The sequence below is a fragment of the Acinetobacter sp. YH12208 genome (assembly GCF_013418055.1).
GTDB lineage: Bacteria > Pseudomonadota > Gammaproteobacteria > Pseudomonadales > Moraxellaceae > Acinetobacter > Acinetobacter pseudolwoffii.
In genome coordinates this window covers 73,139-88,573 of record NZ_VPCT01000006.1, presented here as the reverse complement: position 1 = coordinate 88,573, position 15,435 = coordinate 73,139, and the positions used below count along the sequence as shown (strand labels likewise).

Below are 15,435 nucleotides of genomic sequence, written 5' to 3'. Positions count from 1 at the left end.
TTTTTATGTAACTATTGCGTAAGTATTTTACAAAAAAGAAACATCCCGTTAATCTATAATTTTCGCTATGCGATAATGACTGAGCTCACAATTAAGATGACTGTATATAACAAATTAAAGCTTGCCATTTTAGCCATTGTTGCTTCACAGAATATTTATGCGATTAACGTAGATCCGGTTCAGATCCAGTCTGCGCCTGGAGAGTTACTCTATGCTGAAATGACCTTTCGACAATCTGATATGAATTTACCGATTGAGGTGAGTCTGGCTTCGCCTGAAGATTTAATCTCGATGGGTGCATCACATCAACCGCCTGGTCATCTGAACTTTTTCACCCGGCGTAGTAGTAATGGCACCGGAGTCATTACCATTACATCGTCTCGACCAATAACCGATCGGGAACTGAATATCATTGTCAAAATTAAGGAAGGCAATGCTGCACGTTTGCAACATATCCGCACGCCTTTGCAAGCGAAAACCGATTTATTAAAAGCCAGTCTAAAACAGAATGAACGCCCACTTGCGCCAGTTGTCATGGTCAGTGAAAAAGATATTGCTTTAAACCTGCCAGTGACTACCCATTACAACAGCTCTCCAGCCACTTCAAATAAGCAACCGGTTTTAGAAAAGCCGCTGGCTGTGCAACATGTTAGTCCGCCGACATTGTCTAGCAGTTCAATTCCTCAAGCTACACTCGCGCCAGCAGCACCATCGATTCCGGCGCAATCTATCGCTCCTACAATTAAAAGCGAGTCTGTAACTGCTGCCAATACTCAAACTACGGTTAAAACTCCAGCATCGGCCACTTCAGATTCAACGCATCATACTTCGCAGCCGATTCCATCCTCGCCTGTTGTTACAGTAAAACCAACGCCGGCACAGTCTGTATCTGCAAATACGCCAGCGAGCAAGTTATCAGCAGATCATGTTTCTCCAGAGCAAAATAAAGTATCTATGCAAAAACCGGCTGAGACTGGTTCTGAACATCAAAGCGCTTCCAGCGATCCATTGGTCAAGAAATTTGCCGAGGAACAGGCCAGAAAATCGGCTGGCTCAACTCCTCCTGTACAGACCCCAGCTCCAATTACAACAAAAGTTACACCAGCCAAGAGTGCCTCAGCCCAAGCTCAACCCACTTATATGGTTCAGTCCAATGAGTCGCTGTGGGGAATCGCATCACGAATTGCAGCAGAACAGCAACGTCCGGTTAATGAAGTGATGCAGCAAATCAAGCAAAACAATGAACATGCCTTTATCGGAGGAAATGCCAATCGTTTACGCAAAGGTGCAGCACTGAATTTAGCTATGATGAGTAGTGTAACTGCTCCGATCAAAGTCACCGCCGCCAAGCAGGCACAGACACCTTCTCAGCCTGCTACCAAAACTAAATACCGTCTGAATCAGGCTGAAATGAGTCTGGTTGCTGAGAACCAGCACGATTCCGGACAGCTTTCTGCAAACCAGAACACAGAACACAATCAAACATCGAAGGAATCGTCATTAAAAGTTATGACAGCCCGAGAAAAAACCGTTAAATTACAGAGAAACGTAACCGAATTAGAATTGGCACTCAATCAGAAGGATCACAGAATTCAATTATTAAATGCGCGTCTGGCCCAGCTGCAACAACAGCTTAAAGCCCAACAAGCAGATAAGAAGCCAGTTAATTAAAAGTTACACATGACGATTTATTGGGATGAGTGAACATTGAATACACTCTATCCTCAAGGGGTAAAACATGCTGATTTATGTGATTCCATTAGTGATATTGATCATCGTATTAATTGTCTTTAAAAAACGACAAGATGCTCAAGAATCAGATAAAGCAAAAACTAAAACGGTAAAAGCGAAAAAACCTGGCTCTGCTTCAAAAGCTGCTCCACAAAGAACCAAAGTAGTGGAGCCAGTCGGGGTCACAAAAAAATCAGCAACGCCATTATCAGCAGAAACACGCAAGAAAATTGAAGGCCTGATTCAGGAACGTAATTTTTTTGCGGCCGAAGCACAGATTAATCAGGCATTGAATCGCGACAATTCCCAGCATGAGCTCTATCTGCTGTTGTTAGATATTCATATCTTACAGAAAGATGAGTTTGCGATTTCACAACTGCTCAACCATATCCGTTCTTTAAATTTAGATGAGATTCTGGCGCAAGCTGAAGCCAAACAGCGTGAATTTGATCAATCTTTATCTGCTGTTCAAGATACGATTGATTTCTCAAGTGCACAGCTTAAAACTTCATCTGTACAGGAAACCTCGGCATCTTCCGATGCCTTTGCTGATCTGGTCGCTCCCGCTCCTTCAAATGAGCAGGCATTTGAACAGTTGCAACAAGAGTTTCAACCAAGCAAGCCAGCTCCAGCAATTGAGCCTGTTGCGGATATTCAGCCACTTGAATTTAATTTTGAACCGACAACTACGCCGGTCATAGCGCCAAAATCCGAAGAAACTCCGGTACCTGCTGTAGATTTTGAATTTCAAGATACTTCATCTGCTGTTGTGCAAACTACACCTACGGCAGCAACAGAAACTGCACCTGTTTTAGATTTTAAACTGGAATTGCAGCAGGCTGCTCCAGTAGAAACAGCGGCTGCTGTATCTGAAGAGATCAAGCCTCTGGATTTCTCATTTTCTATAGGAACTCCAGCGCCTGTCGCCGAAAAAACCTCAGAACCAGCAATTGAGTTTGATCTGTCTAGTCTTTCTGCTGCTGCACCTGTGAGTGAATCTGCGACACAGACAGACCTTTCATCAGGCCTAGACTTTAAATTAGATCATGCAGAAACTAAACCTGCTGCAACAGGTGTTACTTTCGACATTCCTGCTACATCAGTTCAAACAGCAACAGACCAACATGATCCACTGGTACAATCTTTCCCGGAATTACTGGACGTCAATGAGGCCAGTCTGAATCTGGATCTTGCGCAGCAATATATTCAGCTCGGTGCCTATGTTGCCGCACGTGAGATCATTGCAGAGCGAGAAGCTGAATATATGGCCGAGCAACAGCAACGCGCAGAGCAATTACTGAATCAAATCGCATCTTGATGCATTTCGATTTACACTAAAGCAGTCAAGGGTTGGCTGCTTTTTTTATGATGAAAAATATTGCATTAATTTATATGGGTGGCACATTCGGCTGTGTCGGCGATCCACTTGCCCCGATGTCTGCGGATTTATTTATTCCCAAGCTCGAACAGATACTCGCAGACCAATATTTCGTTGAATGCCACCGCGCACCAGCCATTAAAGACAGTAGTGCCTGTACAGCCGCGGACTGGCTGCAATTGGTGCAGTTTATTCAAGAACTACAATCTCGAAAGATCCAATATTTTGTGATTATTCACGGTACAGATACGCTGAGTTATGCCAGTGCAGTCCTGGCACATTTTCTCGGCAACTCGGCACATGTGGTACTGACTGGTAGTCAATATCCGCTGCTGAATGCTCAGGGCAATAAGCAGCGCGAATTTAGTGATGCGCTGGATAATCTGAGATTCGCCCTAGATTCTGTCAGCATGTGTACCGCAGGGGTCTATCTGGCTTTTCATCATCAACTGATACATGCCCAGACGGCACTCAAACAGCATACCACCGAGTTAAATGCCTTCTCAGGTCTTGAGGCCAATATTACAATCCAGGCCAGTCAGCAGTGTTATCAAGTCAAAGCTGAAGATATTAGGAAAGCCGCTGGATTTAACTGCATGAGTATCATGATGCAACCGATTGATCTGGCCCAGCAACTGAACAACCTGCACAGCTTATTAGCCAGACCACCGCATTTTTTATTTCTGCAAGGTTTTGGCACGGGTAATCTCGCTGTCAATGAGGCCCTGATCGCACTCATTGATCAACTGTATGATCAAGGCTGTCTCTCTGTACTGACCACCCAAGTGCCTTTTGGCGCGACAGATCAGCGCTATGCCATTGCAGAATGGGTCAATCACTGCAAAATTCTGCTGAATGAAAGTTATGGCCATGCGGATCTGTATGCAAAAGCACTGAAAATGTATTTACAATACGACACTATAGAGCAATGGCATCGTCATTGGTACGATCAATAAGGTTTTGAGGTCATTATGCAGCGTTTTGCGGTGGGAATTGAGTTTTGTGGGATGCATTATCGGGGATGGCAGACTCAACAGCCGGGTGTTGCAAGTGTGCAGGAAACCATTGAAAAGGTACTGAGCCGGGTTGCCGATCAACCGATTAGCCTACATGGTGCCGGACGTACCGATGCGGGGGTACATGCGACCAATATGGTGGCACATTTTGATAGCGATGCCATTCGTTCTGAACGTGGCTGGCTGATGGGTTGCAATAGCCAGTTGCCCAAAGATATCTCGATTCAGTGGATCAAAGAGATGGATCACAGCTTCCATGCCCGCTTTAAGGCTCAGGCACGCCGTTACCGCTATGTGGTCTATAATCATCCTGTGCGACCTGCCTTGCTGCATAAACAGGTCACCCATGTCTATGCTCCACTCGATATTGAACAGATGATGCTGTCTGCGAAAAAGTTTGAAGGTACACATAATTTTGAAAGCTTCCGTGCTGCAGCCTGCCAATCCAATCAACCGGTGCGCCATGTCAGCCACTGCCGTCTGATTCAGCATGGTCAGTATCTGGTACTGGATATTCAGGCCGATGGCTTTCTGCATCATATGGTGCGTAATATCATGGGCTGCCTACTGGAAATTGGTCAGGGCATGTATGCTGCCGATCATATTGATAGTATTTTCGCGGCCGAAGACCGCAAAGCTGCTGGCGTGACTGCGCCTGCCGATGGTTTATATTTTATTCATGCCGACTATCCGGAGCAGTTTGAATTGCCTAAATTACCGTTGGGGCCGCATTGGCTGAATCTGCCGGAATAATTTTTAAATTTTTTAGAATATTTACCTCCCCTAACTCCTTCTGAAAGGAGGGGAATTCCTCCCTTTTTAAAGGGAGGTTAGGAGGGATTTTTAACGCTGCTTGCGTTTCCGATATTCCACTGGCGTTTCATTGGTCCAGCGTTTAAAGGCACGATAAAACGTACTTGGTTCCGAGAATCCGGTCAGATAGACAATTCTTTCAACACTTTCAGTGGTACTCGCCAGCAAACGCTTGGCCAGACGACAACGATAATCCGACAGAATCTGTTGAAAGCTGGTATGTGCTTCACTCAGTTGTGTTCTTAAGCGACGTGGCGTGATGTTTAGCTGTGCAGCTACAGTTTCCAGTGTGGTTTCGCCACTTTCCAAAGTAGAGCCAATCGCTCGACGAACTTCACCGACCAGATCATAACGCGCCAGTTCCTGCAGTTTTTCAATTGCCAGCTGCTCATGTAATTGTAAAAGCTCTGGTTCAGCCTGCCACAGTGGAAACTCTAGAATACTTGGGTCGAAATAAAGTCGGGTTTCTTTTTGACCTAAGCTGACCGGACACTCATAAACCCGGAAATATTCCTCGTCAGGAGCACCTTTGGAAAAATTAAAATCGATATAAATCGGTTCAAAACGTCCTTCGGTAATAAATTTAAAGAAACGCAGTACACCCGACATGGCACACTCGGTAAAATGACGATTGACCAGACTTTCAGCAAAAGGCTGCTCGCCATTGGTTAAATAGCAGCGATCATCTTCGATCACCAACTTGGCAGCAAAGGCATCGCTGATCAGTCGTTGATAGGCCAAGGCACGTTTCAGTCCCTCACCAAAATTTTCAGATGAAACAAACAGGTGTTCAATCACCTGACCACGATACAGTGGTAAATGTTCGCCCAGATGCAAACCAATATCCGGGTCCTTACTGACTTCTTCAGCTGCCACCCAAAAGGCATACTGGGCACTCAGCGGCGTACGGTCATTGGCCTCGACCTGATTTAAAGCAACTCCTGCTTTGGTCAAAAGTTCTTCTGTCGGCAAACCCGCACGACGAATCGCCTGATAGCCCAAACGCAATACGACTGATGCATCCGTTAGCTGACTCACTCAAAAGCCTTCCTTGTATGTACTTCATTTATACTTAAAAAGATTAATTTTAGATTAACTGCGATTGACCAAACTGACAACAGAAACCGACATTTTTTTAGTTAAAAAGTTTATCCTGATCGTTCGCTTATTTTACTGACAGATGATCAGTCTAACGCCCGTTTCACCTTGTATTTTGCAAAAAAATTGACTATAATTTGCGCCTTTCCAATTTATTCATTCAGGTAGGCTATGGCCAATAAAGAGGAACTCATCGAGTTCGAAGGCGTTGTCACCGAGACGCTTCCTAATACTATGTTCCGTGTACGTTTAGAGAACGGTCACGAAGTGATTGCCCACATCTCTGGTAAAATGCGTAAACACTATATCCGTATTTTAACTGGCGACAGTGTGAAGGTTGAAATGACACCTTATGATTTGACCAAAGGTCGTATCACCTATCGTGCACGCTAAGTTTTAGCGCAAGCAAAAGCCACTTTTAGTGGCTTTTTTATTGCTTTAATTTTTTATTGAAAAATAAAATAATTTGACACTGAACTATAAACTCACGACTATTCATTTAATTAAAATAACATGTCTAAAAACCATGAATATGAAGTGCTTAGTCCTGCTGTGCAGCTTAATCCTCGTCGCCTGTGCCACAGGCGGCAAACATCACCTAAATCAGTCGCTACAACACTATGTCGGTCAAACTGCCGCACAGGTTCGCAGCCAGCTTGATCTGAGTGCAATGGGATTTAAAACCGCCCAGCAACCGATTCAGACAGCAGAGTTTCTCAGCTATACTATTTTCCGGGACATGAATATTCCGATGGGCACACCGAATATTAGTCAGAGTATTTCGATCGGTGCATCAATGCCTACGCCCTCAAATGGCGGTTATAGCATCGAGATGAAATGCCAAATCCGGTTTGAGTTGAAAGATGAAATTGTCCAATCCGTTCGCTATACCGGCAGGGCTTGTTAAGCTGTCATCCTGTAGTCCAATTTCTTTGATGGATTGATGTTGAGCTAGCTCTCGCTCCCATCTGTACCGCGTGTCAAATTACAACAATACTAATCACACTTCCTGCCTACACTATTGATGAGTCGTTCCTGTGCAGGAGTGAAATGATGCGATTTTCCTATCTCCAACTATCGCTCGGTATTTTGGCCAGTGTTTTAATAGCGGGCTGTGCACATTCCCCCAATATGGGCCAATCTGACCGCGAAGCCTATTTGCAGCAGTTTATTGGACAAAGTAGCCAGCTGATCGATCAAACTCTAGATCTAAAACGTTTAGGTTATCAGCAGTTCAGTGGGCCTGAACTCAGTGCCCAGCAATTAAGCTATGTGGTACAGCGCCCTGTTGCAATTCCTTTGCCTGTAGCACAGTTTCCGGCAGCAGGCGGTGCTGTACCTATTCCGGTTCCTGTGAGTCCTTCAGGTGGCTATGACGTCAATCTGCAATGTAAGATCACCTTCTTACTCAAAGATAATATTGCAACCGCAGTTCGTACTACAGGTCGAACCTGTTAACCTGAGCTAGATACGAGAAATCTGACATAAAAAAACGCAGCCCAAAGCTGCGTTTTTTAATCATTTTTTTAATCAAAACAGACTTAGTTCAATGCAGCAACCACTGCCTGACCCATTTCAACTGTACCGACTTTCTGCATGCCTTCAGACATAATATCTGCTGTACGCAAGCCTTGATCCAAAACATTGCCTACGGCATCTTCAATCGCTTTGGCTGCAGCTTCTTCACGGAAAGTGTAGCGTAGCATCATCGCAACAGACAAAATTGTGGCCAATGGGTTCGCCAGGTTTTGACCCGCAATATCAGGGGCTGAACCATGACAAGGCTCATACATGCCTTTAGCATTTTCATCTAGCGAGGCTGATGGCAACATGCCGATTGAACCGGTAAGCATCGCTGCTTCGTCAGACAAGATATCACCGAAGAGGTTAGAGGTGACAATCACATCAAATTGTTTTGGCGCGCGCACCAGTTGCATCGCAGCATTGTCGACATACATATGTGACAAGTTAATTTCTGGATACTGTTCTTCTTTCAACGCAGTAACGGTTTGTTTCCACAACTCAGTGACTTCAAGTACGTTGGCTTTATCCACTGAACAGACCTTGGCACCGCGCAGCTTCGCCATTTCAAAGGCAACTTTGGCAATGCGTTTGATTTCAGATTCTGAATACACATCCGTGTTATAACCTTGCTTCTCGCCATTTTCCAATTCACGGATCCCACGTGGCTGACCGAAATAAATACCACCCGTCAATTCACGCACGATCAGGATATCCAGACCTGCCACGATTTCAGGTTTCAGGCTTGAAGCATCAGCCAATTGTGGATAGAGAATCGCTGGGCGCAAGTTGGCAAACAGGTTCAGTTCGCTACGTAATTTTAATAAACCGCGTTCCGGACGGATTGAGCGCTCGATCGTATCCCATTTTGGCCCGCCGACGGCGCCCAATAAAATTGCATCGGCTTTTTTGGCCTGTTCCGAGGTCACTTCAGGATATGGTGAACCGTGGGCATCAATTGCCGCACCACCGAGTAAACCCTGTTCCCATGTCAAATCGAGATTAAACTTTTCATTTACACGATCCAGTACCTGCTCTGCCGCTTTGACAATTTCAGGACCGATGCCATCACCAGCTAAAATCAAAATTTGTTTAGACATGAGATTTTCCGTTTAAAGCGTCAGATTCAGACCTGACAAAGGTTAAATTTTCTTTTCTACAAACTCTGCAATGCCGTTGACCACATTATAAGGTTTGCAAAAACGACGAATGGTTTTTTGCTCTTGCAATAAATCCACGCAAAGCGGATCAGGTGCAGAGGCATTTAATAAACTGCTGCTACGCGCACTACGGTCGCGGAACATTTTCAAGGTATAAGTTTTGTTGACCTGAAAGCGATGAAACACATGTAAAATTTCCGCTTTATCCTTACTGATTGGATAAAAACGGACGACTAATTCATGCTGTCCTGCGGGTACTGACAAGTAAATCGGATTGGCCTGATTCAAATTCTTAGCCTGCAAACGTACCAGTTTTTGCTTTCGCGCCTCATTACTGAGGCGGCCATTGTCGTTATTGACAATGATGGTCTGGTTTAAGCGCTCGAACTGGCAATCCGATGTTCCTTTACAGTAAATCAACGCATTGTTTTTGCTTTCGGCATTTTCTTTGGCATGTTTGAGCTTCATGGTATCGATGCTTTGACATGCAGTCATCAGCACCGACACCGTACTTAAAGCAAGCCACTGTTTCCAATAATTCGCCATAATGTCTGTCTTACCCAATCAAAAAACCCAATAATCTTCCGATATTAGCAAGGGCATCGCAGTCATGCTATGACAATTTTCGCTGATTTAGCCCTGAATTTCGGCAAATACCCATGGACGTGATTGTTTGGTTTTTTCCTCATAAGCACGAATGTCATCCGCAGCTTGTAAAGTTAAACCAATATCATCCAGACCATTTAACAGGCAATGCTTACGAAATGGATCGACTTCAAATTGAAAGCTTTCACCATTTGGTGTGCGTACTTCTTGTGCGTCCAAATCGATGGTGAGTTGATAACCTTCAGTTGCAAGGCATTCTTTGAATAACTGATCAACAATCTCTTCAGACAAAATCACAGGCAACATGCCATTCTTAAAGCTGTTGTTATAGAAAATGTCAGCATAGCTTGGTGCTATCACGGTACGGAAACCATATTCCTCCAATGCCCATGGCGCATGTTCACGGCTAGAACCACAACCAAAGTTGGCACGTGAAATCAAAATGCTCGCGCCTTGATAACGAGGTTGGTTTAATGCAAAATCCTTGTTTAAAGGTCGTTTTGAGTTGTCTTGACCCAAATAGCCTTCATCCAGATAACGCAATTCATCAAATAAATTCGCACCGAAACCACTACGTTTGATCGATTTCAAAAACTGTTTTGGAATAATTAAATCGGTATCGACATTGGCCCGGTCTAATGGTGCAACGATACCTTGTTCAACGGTATATTTTTTCATTGTCTTTATTCCTAAAGAATGTCATCACTTTAAATCTCCCCTAACCCCCTCTTTATTAAAGAGGGGAACTTCCCCCTTTTCTAAAAGGGGGACTGAGGGGGATTTTTAGAAACTACGCACGTCAACAAAGTGACCGGCAATTGCCGCGGCGGCTGCCATTGCAGGACTGACCAGATGCGTACGACCGCCATTGCCCTGACGACCTTCAAAGTTACGGTTAGACGTCGATGCACAATGCTCGCCCGGTTGTAACTTGTCAGCATTCATTGCCAGACACATTGAACAACCTGGTTCACGCCATTCAAAGCCGGCTTCTACAAACACTTTATCCAGGCCTTCAGCTTCTGCCTGGGCCTTGACCAGACCCGAACCCGGAACCACCATCGCCTGCTTGATGCTTGCCGCAACTTTACGACCTTTGATCACTTCAGCCGCAGCACGGATATCTTCAATACGCGAGTTGGTGCATGAGCCAATAAAGACACGGTCTAATTGAATTTCAGCCAAGGCCTGCCCGGCATTTAAACCCATATATTGATAAGCACGGTTCCAGTCATTGCGTTGTACTTCGTCTTTGGCTTGTTGCAAAGTTGGTACTGTCTGAGACACTGGAATCACCATTTCAGGAGAGGTTCCCCAAGACACTTGCGGCTCGATCTCTTCGCCTTGCAAGACCACAACTGTATCAAAGTGTGCATCTTCATCCGAATGTAAGGTATTCCAATACACTACGGCCTGATCCCACTGTTCTGCAGTCGGTGCATAAGGACGGCCTTTAACATATTCGATGGTTTTGTCATCGACAGCGACCATACCTACGCGTGCACCGGCTTCGATTGCCATATTACACACGGTCATACGACCTTCAATCGACATGTCACGGAACACCTGACCGCCAAATTCAATCGCATGACCAGTACCCCCTGCTGTACCAATCTTGCCGATAATCGCCAAGACCACATCTTTCGGTGTCACGCCCTGACCTAATTTGCCGTCAACGCGTACCAACATGTTTTTCATCTTCTTTTGAACCAGGCATTGGGTCGCCAATACATGTTCAACTTCTGAAGTACCGATACCATGCGCCAAACAACCGAAAGCACCATGGGTCGCAGTATGTGAGTCACCACAGACCACGGTCATGCCCGGCAAGGTTAAACCTTGCTCAGGCCCAACCACATGCGCAATCCCCTGACGGATATCATTAATATCAAATTCAACAATATTAAAGGTCTTGCAGTTGTCGTCCAAGGTTTGTACCTGAATGCGCGAAGTTTCATCTTCAATGCCGGCAACACCCTGTTCACGCTCTTTTTTCGAGGTGGGTACGTTATGATCTGGTGTAGCAATGTTTGCGCTTAAACGCCATGGCTTGCGCCCGGCGAGTTGTAAACCTTCAAATGCCTGTGGCGACGTTACTTCATGTAATAAGTGACGGTCGATGTACAGTAAGGCAGAACCATCATCACGTTGTGTTACTAAATGGTCATCCCACAATTTATCATATAATGTTTTTGCTGTTTGGGTTGCGCCTGCCATGTCGATGTACTCCACTGGACTGGGTAAATTCTTGCTCTGATTTTGATTATATCGCTGCTGTCACATAAATCTAATTTATCATTTTTATTAGTTAAAAAACTTTTTGGAATCTTTCAAAAGCTGAATAAAATCATGATTTCGCTGCATTCCCATAAATCTACTTTTCCGATCAATTTATTAAAAATATTCGTTTTTACAAATTAAATGAGAATTATTATTATTCCTGCATAGACAGAGATTTATATTTTGAGGAACTTCGACATGGCACATATCCAACGTTTTGTAGACAATAATCAGCGTATGTTTAAAAAGACCTTCAGCTATTACATTATGCACATCACGGTGGCGATGATTGTCGGTTATTTGGTGACTGGCAGTTTGGCCATGGCAATTGCCTTAAGTTTATTGGAACCCACAGTACAGGCAGTTGCGTTCTTCTTCCACGAAAAAATTTGGGAGCGCAATATCGAACAGCAGAATGAGGACATCACCGCCTGATCTTTTCTGTCGATGTTCCTGACCAAAGACCATCTCATCCAAGAGGGTCTTTTTTTGACGCTATTTAAATCCTAAGGCTTTGAAAATGTTTAGTAATGCAGCAATGCAATACAAACAAGCGAATTATGCTTTGATTTATTCTTAAAAAATAACAATAATATAATTACACATAAAAATTCTTTATAGGTGATTAAGATGAATCTCGCAGCTTTTGAAGCCTTCGTAAAAGTCATGGAAACTGGTTCGATTTCTCTGGCCGCAGATCAGCTTTTTATTACCCAGCCTGCCGTCACCAAACGTATTCACAGTCTGGAAGAATATTTTGGGGTCAAACTGTTTGAATCCGCCGGACGTGGTGTACAAGCCACCCATGCCGCGCATTCGCTATTGCCTAAAGTGAAAAACTGGCTGAATGAACTCGGTGATATTCATTATACCTTGAGCCATGAACAGGGTCAGGTACAGGGAAAATTGAAAATCGGCACCAGCCATCATATTGGCCTGCATCATCTTCCGAGTCATTTGCGCCGTTATGTACAGGAATATCCGGATGTAAGGCTGGATGTACATTTTGTCGATTCCGAGCAGGCGCACGAACAAGTCATTGCCGGCGATCTGGAACTGGCATTTTTAACCTTGCCGCCACGGGGCGATGCACGTCTGAATTATGTCACCATCTGGAATGATCCTCTGGTCTTTGTAGTTGCACCCTTTCATCCACTGGCCCAGCAAAAAAATCTGTGCCTGGAAGATTTGCTGAATTACCCGAGCCTGCTACCGTCTTCACAAACCTATACCTCACAGATTACTTTGGCCGAGTTTGAAAAACAGGGCATTAAACCAAAAGTCAGCATGAGCAATAATCCGCTGGAATCAATCCGCATGCTGGTATCCATTGGTCTCGGCTGGTCTGTGCTGCCAAAAACTCTGGTCAATCACGATCTGCATCAGCTGGATATCAATCTGGAAATGAACCGCCGGCTAGGCATGGTCTGGCATCCGGGTCGTACTCAGTCCAAAGCGGCGCAAGCTCTGGTTCAACTTATGCAAAGTAGTTCCCTGCCTCTTTAATTCATTTCTAAAAATGCTGCATTCAAAACAGTGCAGCATTTTGTTACCTAAATACACCCATCTGGGGATTTCTTTCGCGTATTTTTAAGATAAATCTATTCTTTTGCGATGCAGAGGAATACTTAAAATTATTCGATGGAGCCTGACGGATGCAGCTCGATTCTCCCCTAAAACCCCTCTCTCAAGATAAAACAAATGCTAGCAGCCTATGGCTTTCGGCCAAACCGATGCTGTTGCCTACACCTGCGCTTGATTTTGCCGACGAACAGACAGCGCGACACAGCCTACGTGATTACTTCCTGAATACCTTTGATACCTATGAGCAGTTATTTGAATGCCTCAAGCATGAAGATGCTTTTTTTATCAAGCCAATTAATTTGCGTCATCCGCTGATTTTTTATTTTGGTCATACCGCGACTTTTTTTGTCAATAAACTGCTGCTGAGCAAACTCATTACTGAACGTCTGAATCCGCATTTTGAAAGTATTTTTGCGATCGGGGTTGATGAAATGAGTTGGGATGATCTGGATGAAGTGCATTATGACTGGCCGACTGTGCAGGCAGTCCGGGATTATCGACATCAGGTACGCGCGCTGATTCTGAACATTGTTGAGCATGCCCCGCTGAATCTGCCCTTAAACTGGCACAATCCGTGGTGGACGCTGATTATGGGCATCGAACATGAACGGATTCATCTGGAAACGTCATCGGTGCTGATTCGTCAGCATGCTTTAGAACATGTACACCAGCATCCGCAGTGGCGTGCCAATATCATTACCGGCATTGCCCCGGAAAATAGTTTGATTGCTGTGCCTGAAGGCCAGGTACATCTACAGAAAGATTTTAACCATCCTTTTTATGGCTGGGACAATGAATACGGCCAGCATGAAGCCGAAGTTGCAGCCTTTGAAGCTGCAAAATATCTGGTGTCGAATCAGGAGTTTCTGGCCTTTGTCGAAGCAGATGGCTACCAGACCGGACACTACTGGAGTGAAGAAGGCTTAGGCTGGCTACAATTTTCACAAGCGACTCATCCGTGTTTTTGGCGCAAGACTGAACTCGGCTGGTCATTGCGCCTGATGCTGGAAGAAGTCCCCATGCCCTGGGATTGGCCGGTAGACGTAAATTATCATGAAGCCAAAGCCTTTTGTCAGTGGAAATCGCAACAGCTTGAAAAAACCATTCGTTTACCGACTGAGGATGAATGGTATCGCCTGTATGCGGTTTCAGACCTGGATCCAGATTTACCCAGTCCTGAACAGGCCAATATCGAATTGAAATATGGCACCAGTTCCTGCCCGGTCGATCATTTTCAGCAGGGCGATTTCTATGATATTCAGGGCAATGTCTGGCAATGGACTGAAACGCCAATCTATCCGTTTCATGGCTTTCAGGTGCATCCTCTTTATGATGATTTTAGCACCCCGACCTTTGATGGACGGCATAATATTATTAAAGGTGGCTCCTGGATTTCAGCAGGCAATGAAGCCCTGCACAGTTCACGTTATGCTTTTAGACGGCATTTCTTTCAACACGCTGGCTTCCGCTATGTCGCCTCTGATCAAGCCTTGCAACAGTTTCCTTCACAGTATGAAAGTGACCAGTTGGTGTCTCAATATCTGGAGTTTCAGTACGGCGCCGAATACTTTGGCATCGCCAATTTTGCCAAAACATTGGTGCAGCTGGCACAGCCGTATTTCCGGGAAACTGCATGTAAAAGTGCTCTGGATATTGGCTGTGCTACTGGCCGCGCCAGCTTTGAACTGACACACTATTTTGATCAGGTCACCGGTCTGGATTTTTCTGCACGCTTTATTCAGCAAGCCGTCTTTCTGGCCCAAGGTCACCGAATCCGTTATCAGCTCCCCGTAGAAGGTGAATTAAGCGAAGAGAAAATCTGCTCGCTTAAGGATTTCGCTTTGGATCGGCTTGCCTCTAAAGTGGAATTTTTTCAGGCCGATGCCTGTAATCTGAAAGCACATTTTATTGGCTATGATTTTATTCTGGCGGCCAATCTAATTGACCGGCTGCATCATCCCAAAGACTTTTTGATGCAGATCCATCAACGGATAAATATGGGTGGAATTCTACTGCTCAGTTCGCCTTATACCTGGCTGGAAGAACATACTGCACGTGATGAATGGCTGGGCGGGTTCAAGCAGGCAGACAGAGAGGTCACTACGCTAGAGGGTATCTCGGAAATATTAAAGGCTCATTTTGAGCTGGTGACCCAGCCTCAGGATGTGCCTTTTGTTATTCGTGAAACCGCCAGAAAATATCAACATAGCTTGTCGCAAGTCAGCATCTGGCGACGCACTCACTAAAG

The 15,435-nt window shown here is 44.9% G+C and carries 15 protein-coding genes; 10 read left to right on the top strand and 5 right to left on the bottom strand.

Annotation, left to right across the window (positions count from 1 at the left end):
- The first annotated feature begins 75 nt into the window (after positions 1–75).
- From FTU95_RS07780 to truA, 4 genes are all read left to right on the top strand, one after another.
- Positions 76–1,671, top strand: a complete 1,596-nt coding sequence (locus tag FTU95_RS07780) for a hypothetical protein (RefSeq protein WP_180078096.1) — start codon at positions 76–78, stop codon at positions 1,669–1,671.
- Positions 1,672–1,738: 67 nt separating this feature from the next.
- A complete protein-coding gene (locus FTU95_RS07775) occupies positions 1,739–3,049 on the top strand; it encodes a fimbrial protein FimV (protein ID WP_180078094.1) in 1,311 nt (436 codons plus the stop codon).
- 47 nt (positions 3,050–3,096) lie between these two features.
- Entirely contained in the window at positions 3,097–4,065 is a 969-nt protein-coding gene (locus tag FTU95_RS07770) for an asparaginase (RefSeq protein WP_180078092.1), read from the top strand.
- Between the two features lie 15 nt (positions 4,066–4,080).
- A complete protein-coding gene (gene truA, locus FTU95_RS07765) occupies positions 4,081–4,878 on the top strand; it encodes a tRNA pseudouridine(38-40) synthase TruA (protein ID WP_180039689.1) in 798 nt (265 codons plus the stop codon).
- Positions 4,879–4,968: 90 nt separating this feature from the next.
- Here the strand turns inward: truA and FTU95_RS07760 are convergent, their stop codons facing one another.
- Positions 4,969–5,976: an AraC family transcriptional regulator gene (locus tag FTU95_RS07760; RefSeq protein ID WP_005172840.1), complete on the bottom strand. Its 1,008-nt coding sequence runs from the start codon at positions 5,974–5,976 to the stop codon at positions 4,969–4,971.
- Positions 5,977–6,207: 231 nt separating this feature from the next.
- Here FTU95_RS07760 and infA point away from each other — a divergent pair, with 231 nt between their 5' ends.
- The 3 genes from infA (at position 6,208) to FTU95_RS07745 (ending at position 7,494) form a co-directional block, all read left to right on the top strand.
- Positions 6,208–6,429: a translation initiation factor IF-1 gene (gene infA / locus FTU95_RS07755; protein ID WP_001284370.1), complete on the top strand. Its 222-nt coding sequence runs from the start codon at positions 6,208–6,210 to the stop codon at positions 6,427–6,429.
- A gap of 133 nt (positions 6,430–6,562) precedes the next feature.
- Positions 6,563–6,943 (top strand): hypothetical protein, encoded by a 381-nt coding sequence (locus tag FTU95_RS07750; protein ID WP_180078090.1) that lies wholly within the window; start codon positions 6,563–6,565, stop codon positions 6,941–6,943.
- Positions 6,944–7,089: 146 nt separating this feature from the next.
- Positions 7,090–7,494 carry a hypothetical protein gene (locus FTU95_RS07745; protein WP_180078160.1) on the top strand — a complete coding sequence of 135 codons (405 nt, stop codon included), beginning with the start codon at positions 7,090–7,092 and terminating at the stop codon, positions 7,492–7,494.
- An 83-nt stretch (positions 7,495–7,577) separates the two neighbouring features.
- Here FTU95_RS07745 and leuB read toward each other — a convergent pair whose 3' ends face one another.
- The 4 genes from leuB to leuC all read right to left on the bottom strand — a co-directional run bounded on the left by leuB (position 7,578) and on the right by leuC (position 11,540).
- Complete coding sequence (leuB, locus tag FTU95_RS07740) at positions 7,578–8,657, bottom strand: 3-isopropylmalate dehydrogenase (RefSeq protein WP_005095472.1); 1,080 nt, start codon at positions 8,655–8,657, stop codon at positions 7,578–7,580.
- Between the two features lie 42 nt (positions 8,658–8,699).
- The gene (locus FTU95_RS07735) at positions 8,700–9,263 is read right to left on the bottom strand and encodes a hypothetical protein (RefSeq protein ID WP_100357560.1); all 564 of its coding nucleotides are present in this window, start codon (positions 9,261–9,263) and stop codon (positions 8,700–8,702) included.
- Positions 9,264–9,350: 87 nt separating this feature from the next.
- Positions 9,351–10,001, bottom strand: coding sequence for a 3-isopropylmalate dehydratase small subunit (gene leuD / locus FTU95_RS07730; protein ID WP_005095469.1), 651 nt, complete (start codon positions 9,999–10,001; stop codon positions 9,351–9,353).
- A gap of 105 nt (positions 10,002–10,106) precedes the next feature.
- On the bottom strand, positions 10,107–11,540 hold the full coding sequence (gene leuC, locus FTU95_RS07725; protein ID WP_180078087.1) for a 3-isopropylmalate dehydratase large subunit: 1,434 nt from the start codon (positions 11,538–11,540) through the stop codon (positions 10,107–10,109).
- 261 nt (positions 11,541–11,801) lie between these two features.
- Between leuC and FTU95_RS07720 the strand changes: the two genes are divergently transcribed.
- The 3 genes from FTU95_RS07720 (at position 11,802) to ovoA (ending at position 15,433) form a co-directional block, all read left to right on the top strand.
- Positions 11,802–12,038: a DUF2061 domain-containing protein gene (locus tag FTU95_RS07720; RefSeq protein ID WP_005172852.1), complete on the top strand. Its 237-nt coding sequence runs from the start codon at positions 11,802–11,804 to the stop codon at positions 12,036–12,038.
- 195 nt (positions 12,039–12,233) lie between these two features.
- Entirely contained in the window at positions 12,234–13,109 is an 876-nt protein-coding gene (locus FTU95_RS07715) for a LysR family transcriptional regulator (RefSeq protein WP_005095462.1), read from the top strand.
- 149 nt (positions 13,110–13,258) lie between these two features.
- A complete protein-coding gene (gene ovoA, locus FTU95_RS07710; protein ID WP_180078085.1) occupies positions 13,259–15,433 on the top strand; it encodes a 5-histidylcysteine sulfoxide synthase in 2,175 nt (724 codons plus the stop codon).
- Positions 15,434–15,435: the final 2 nt, after the last annotated feature.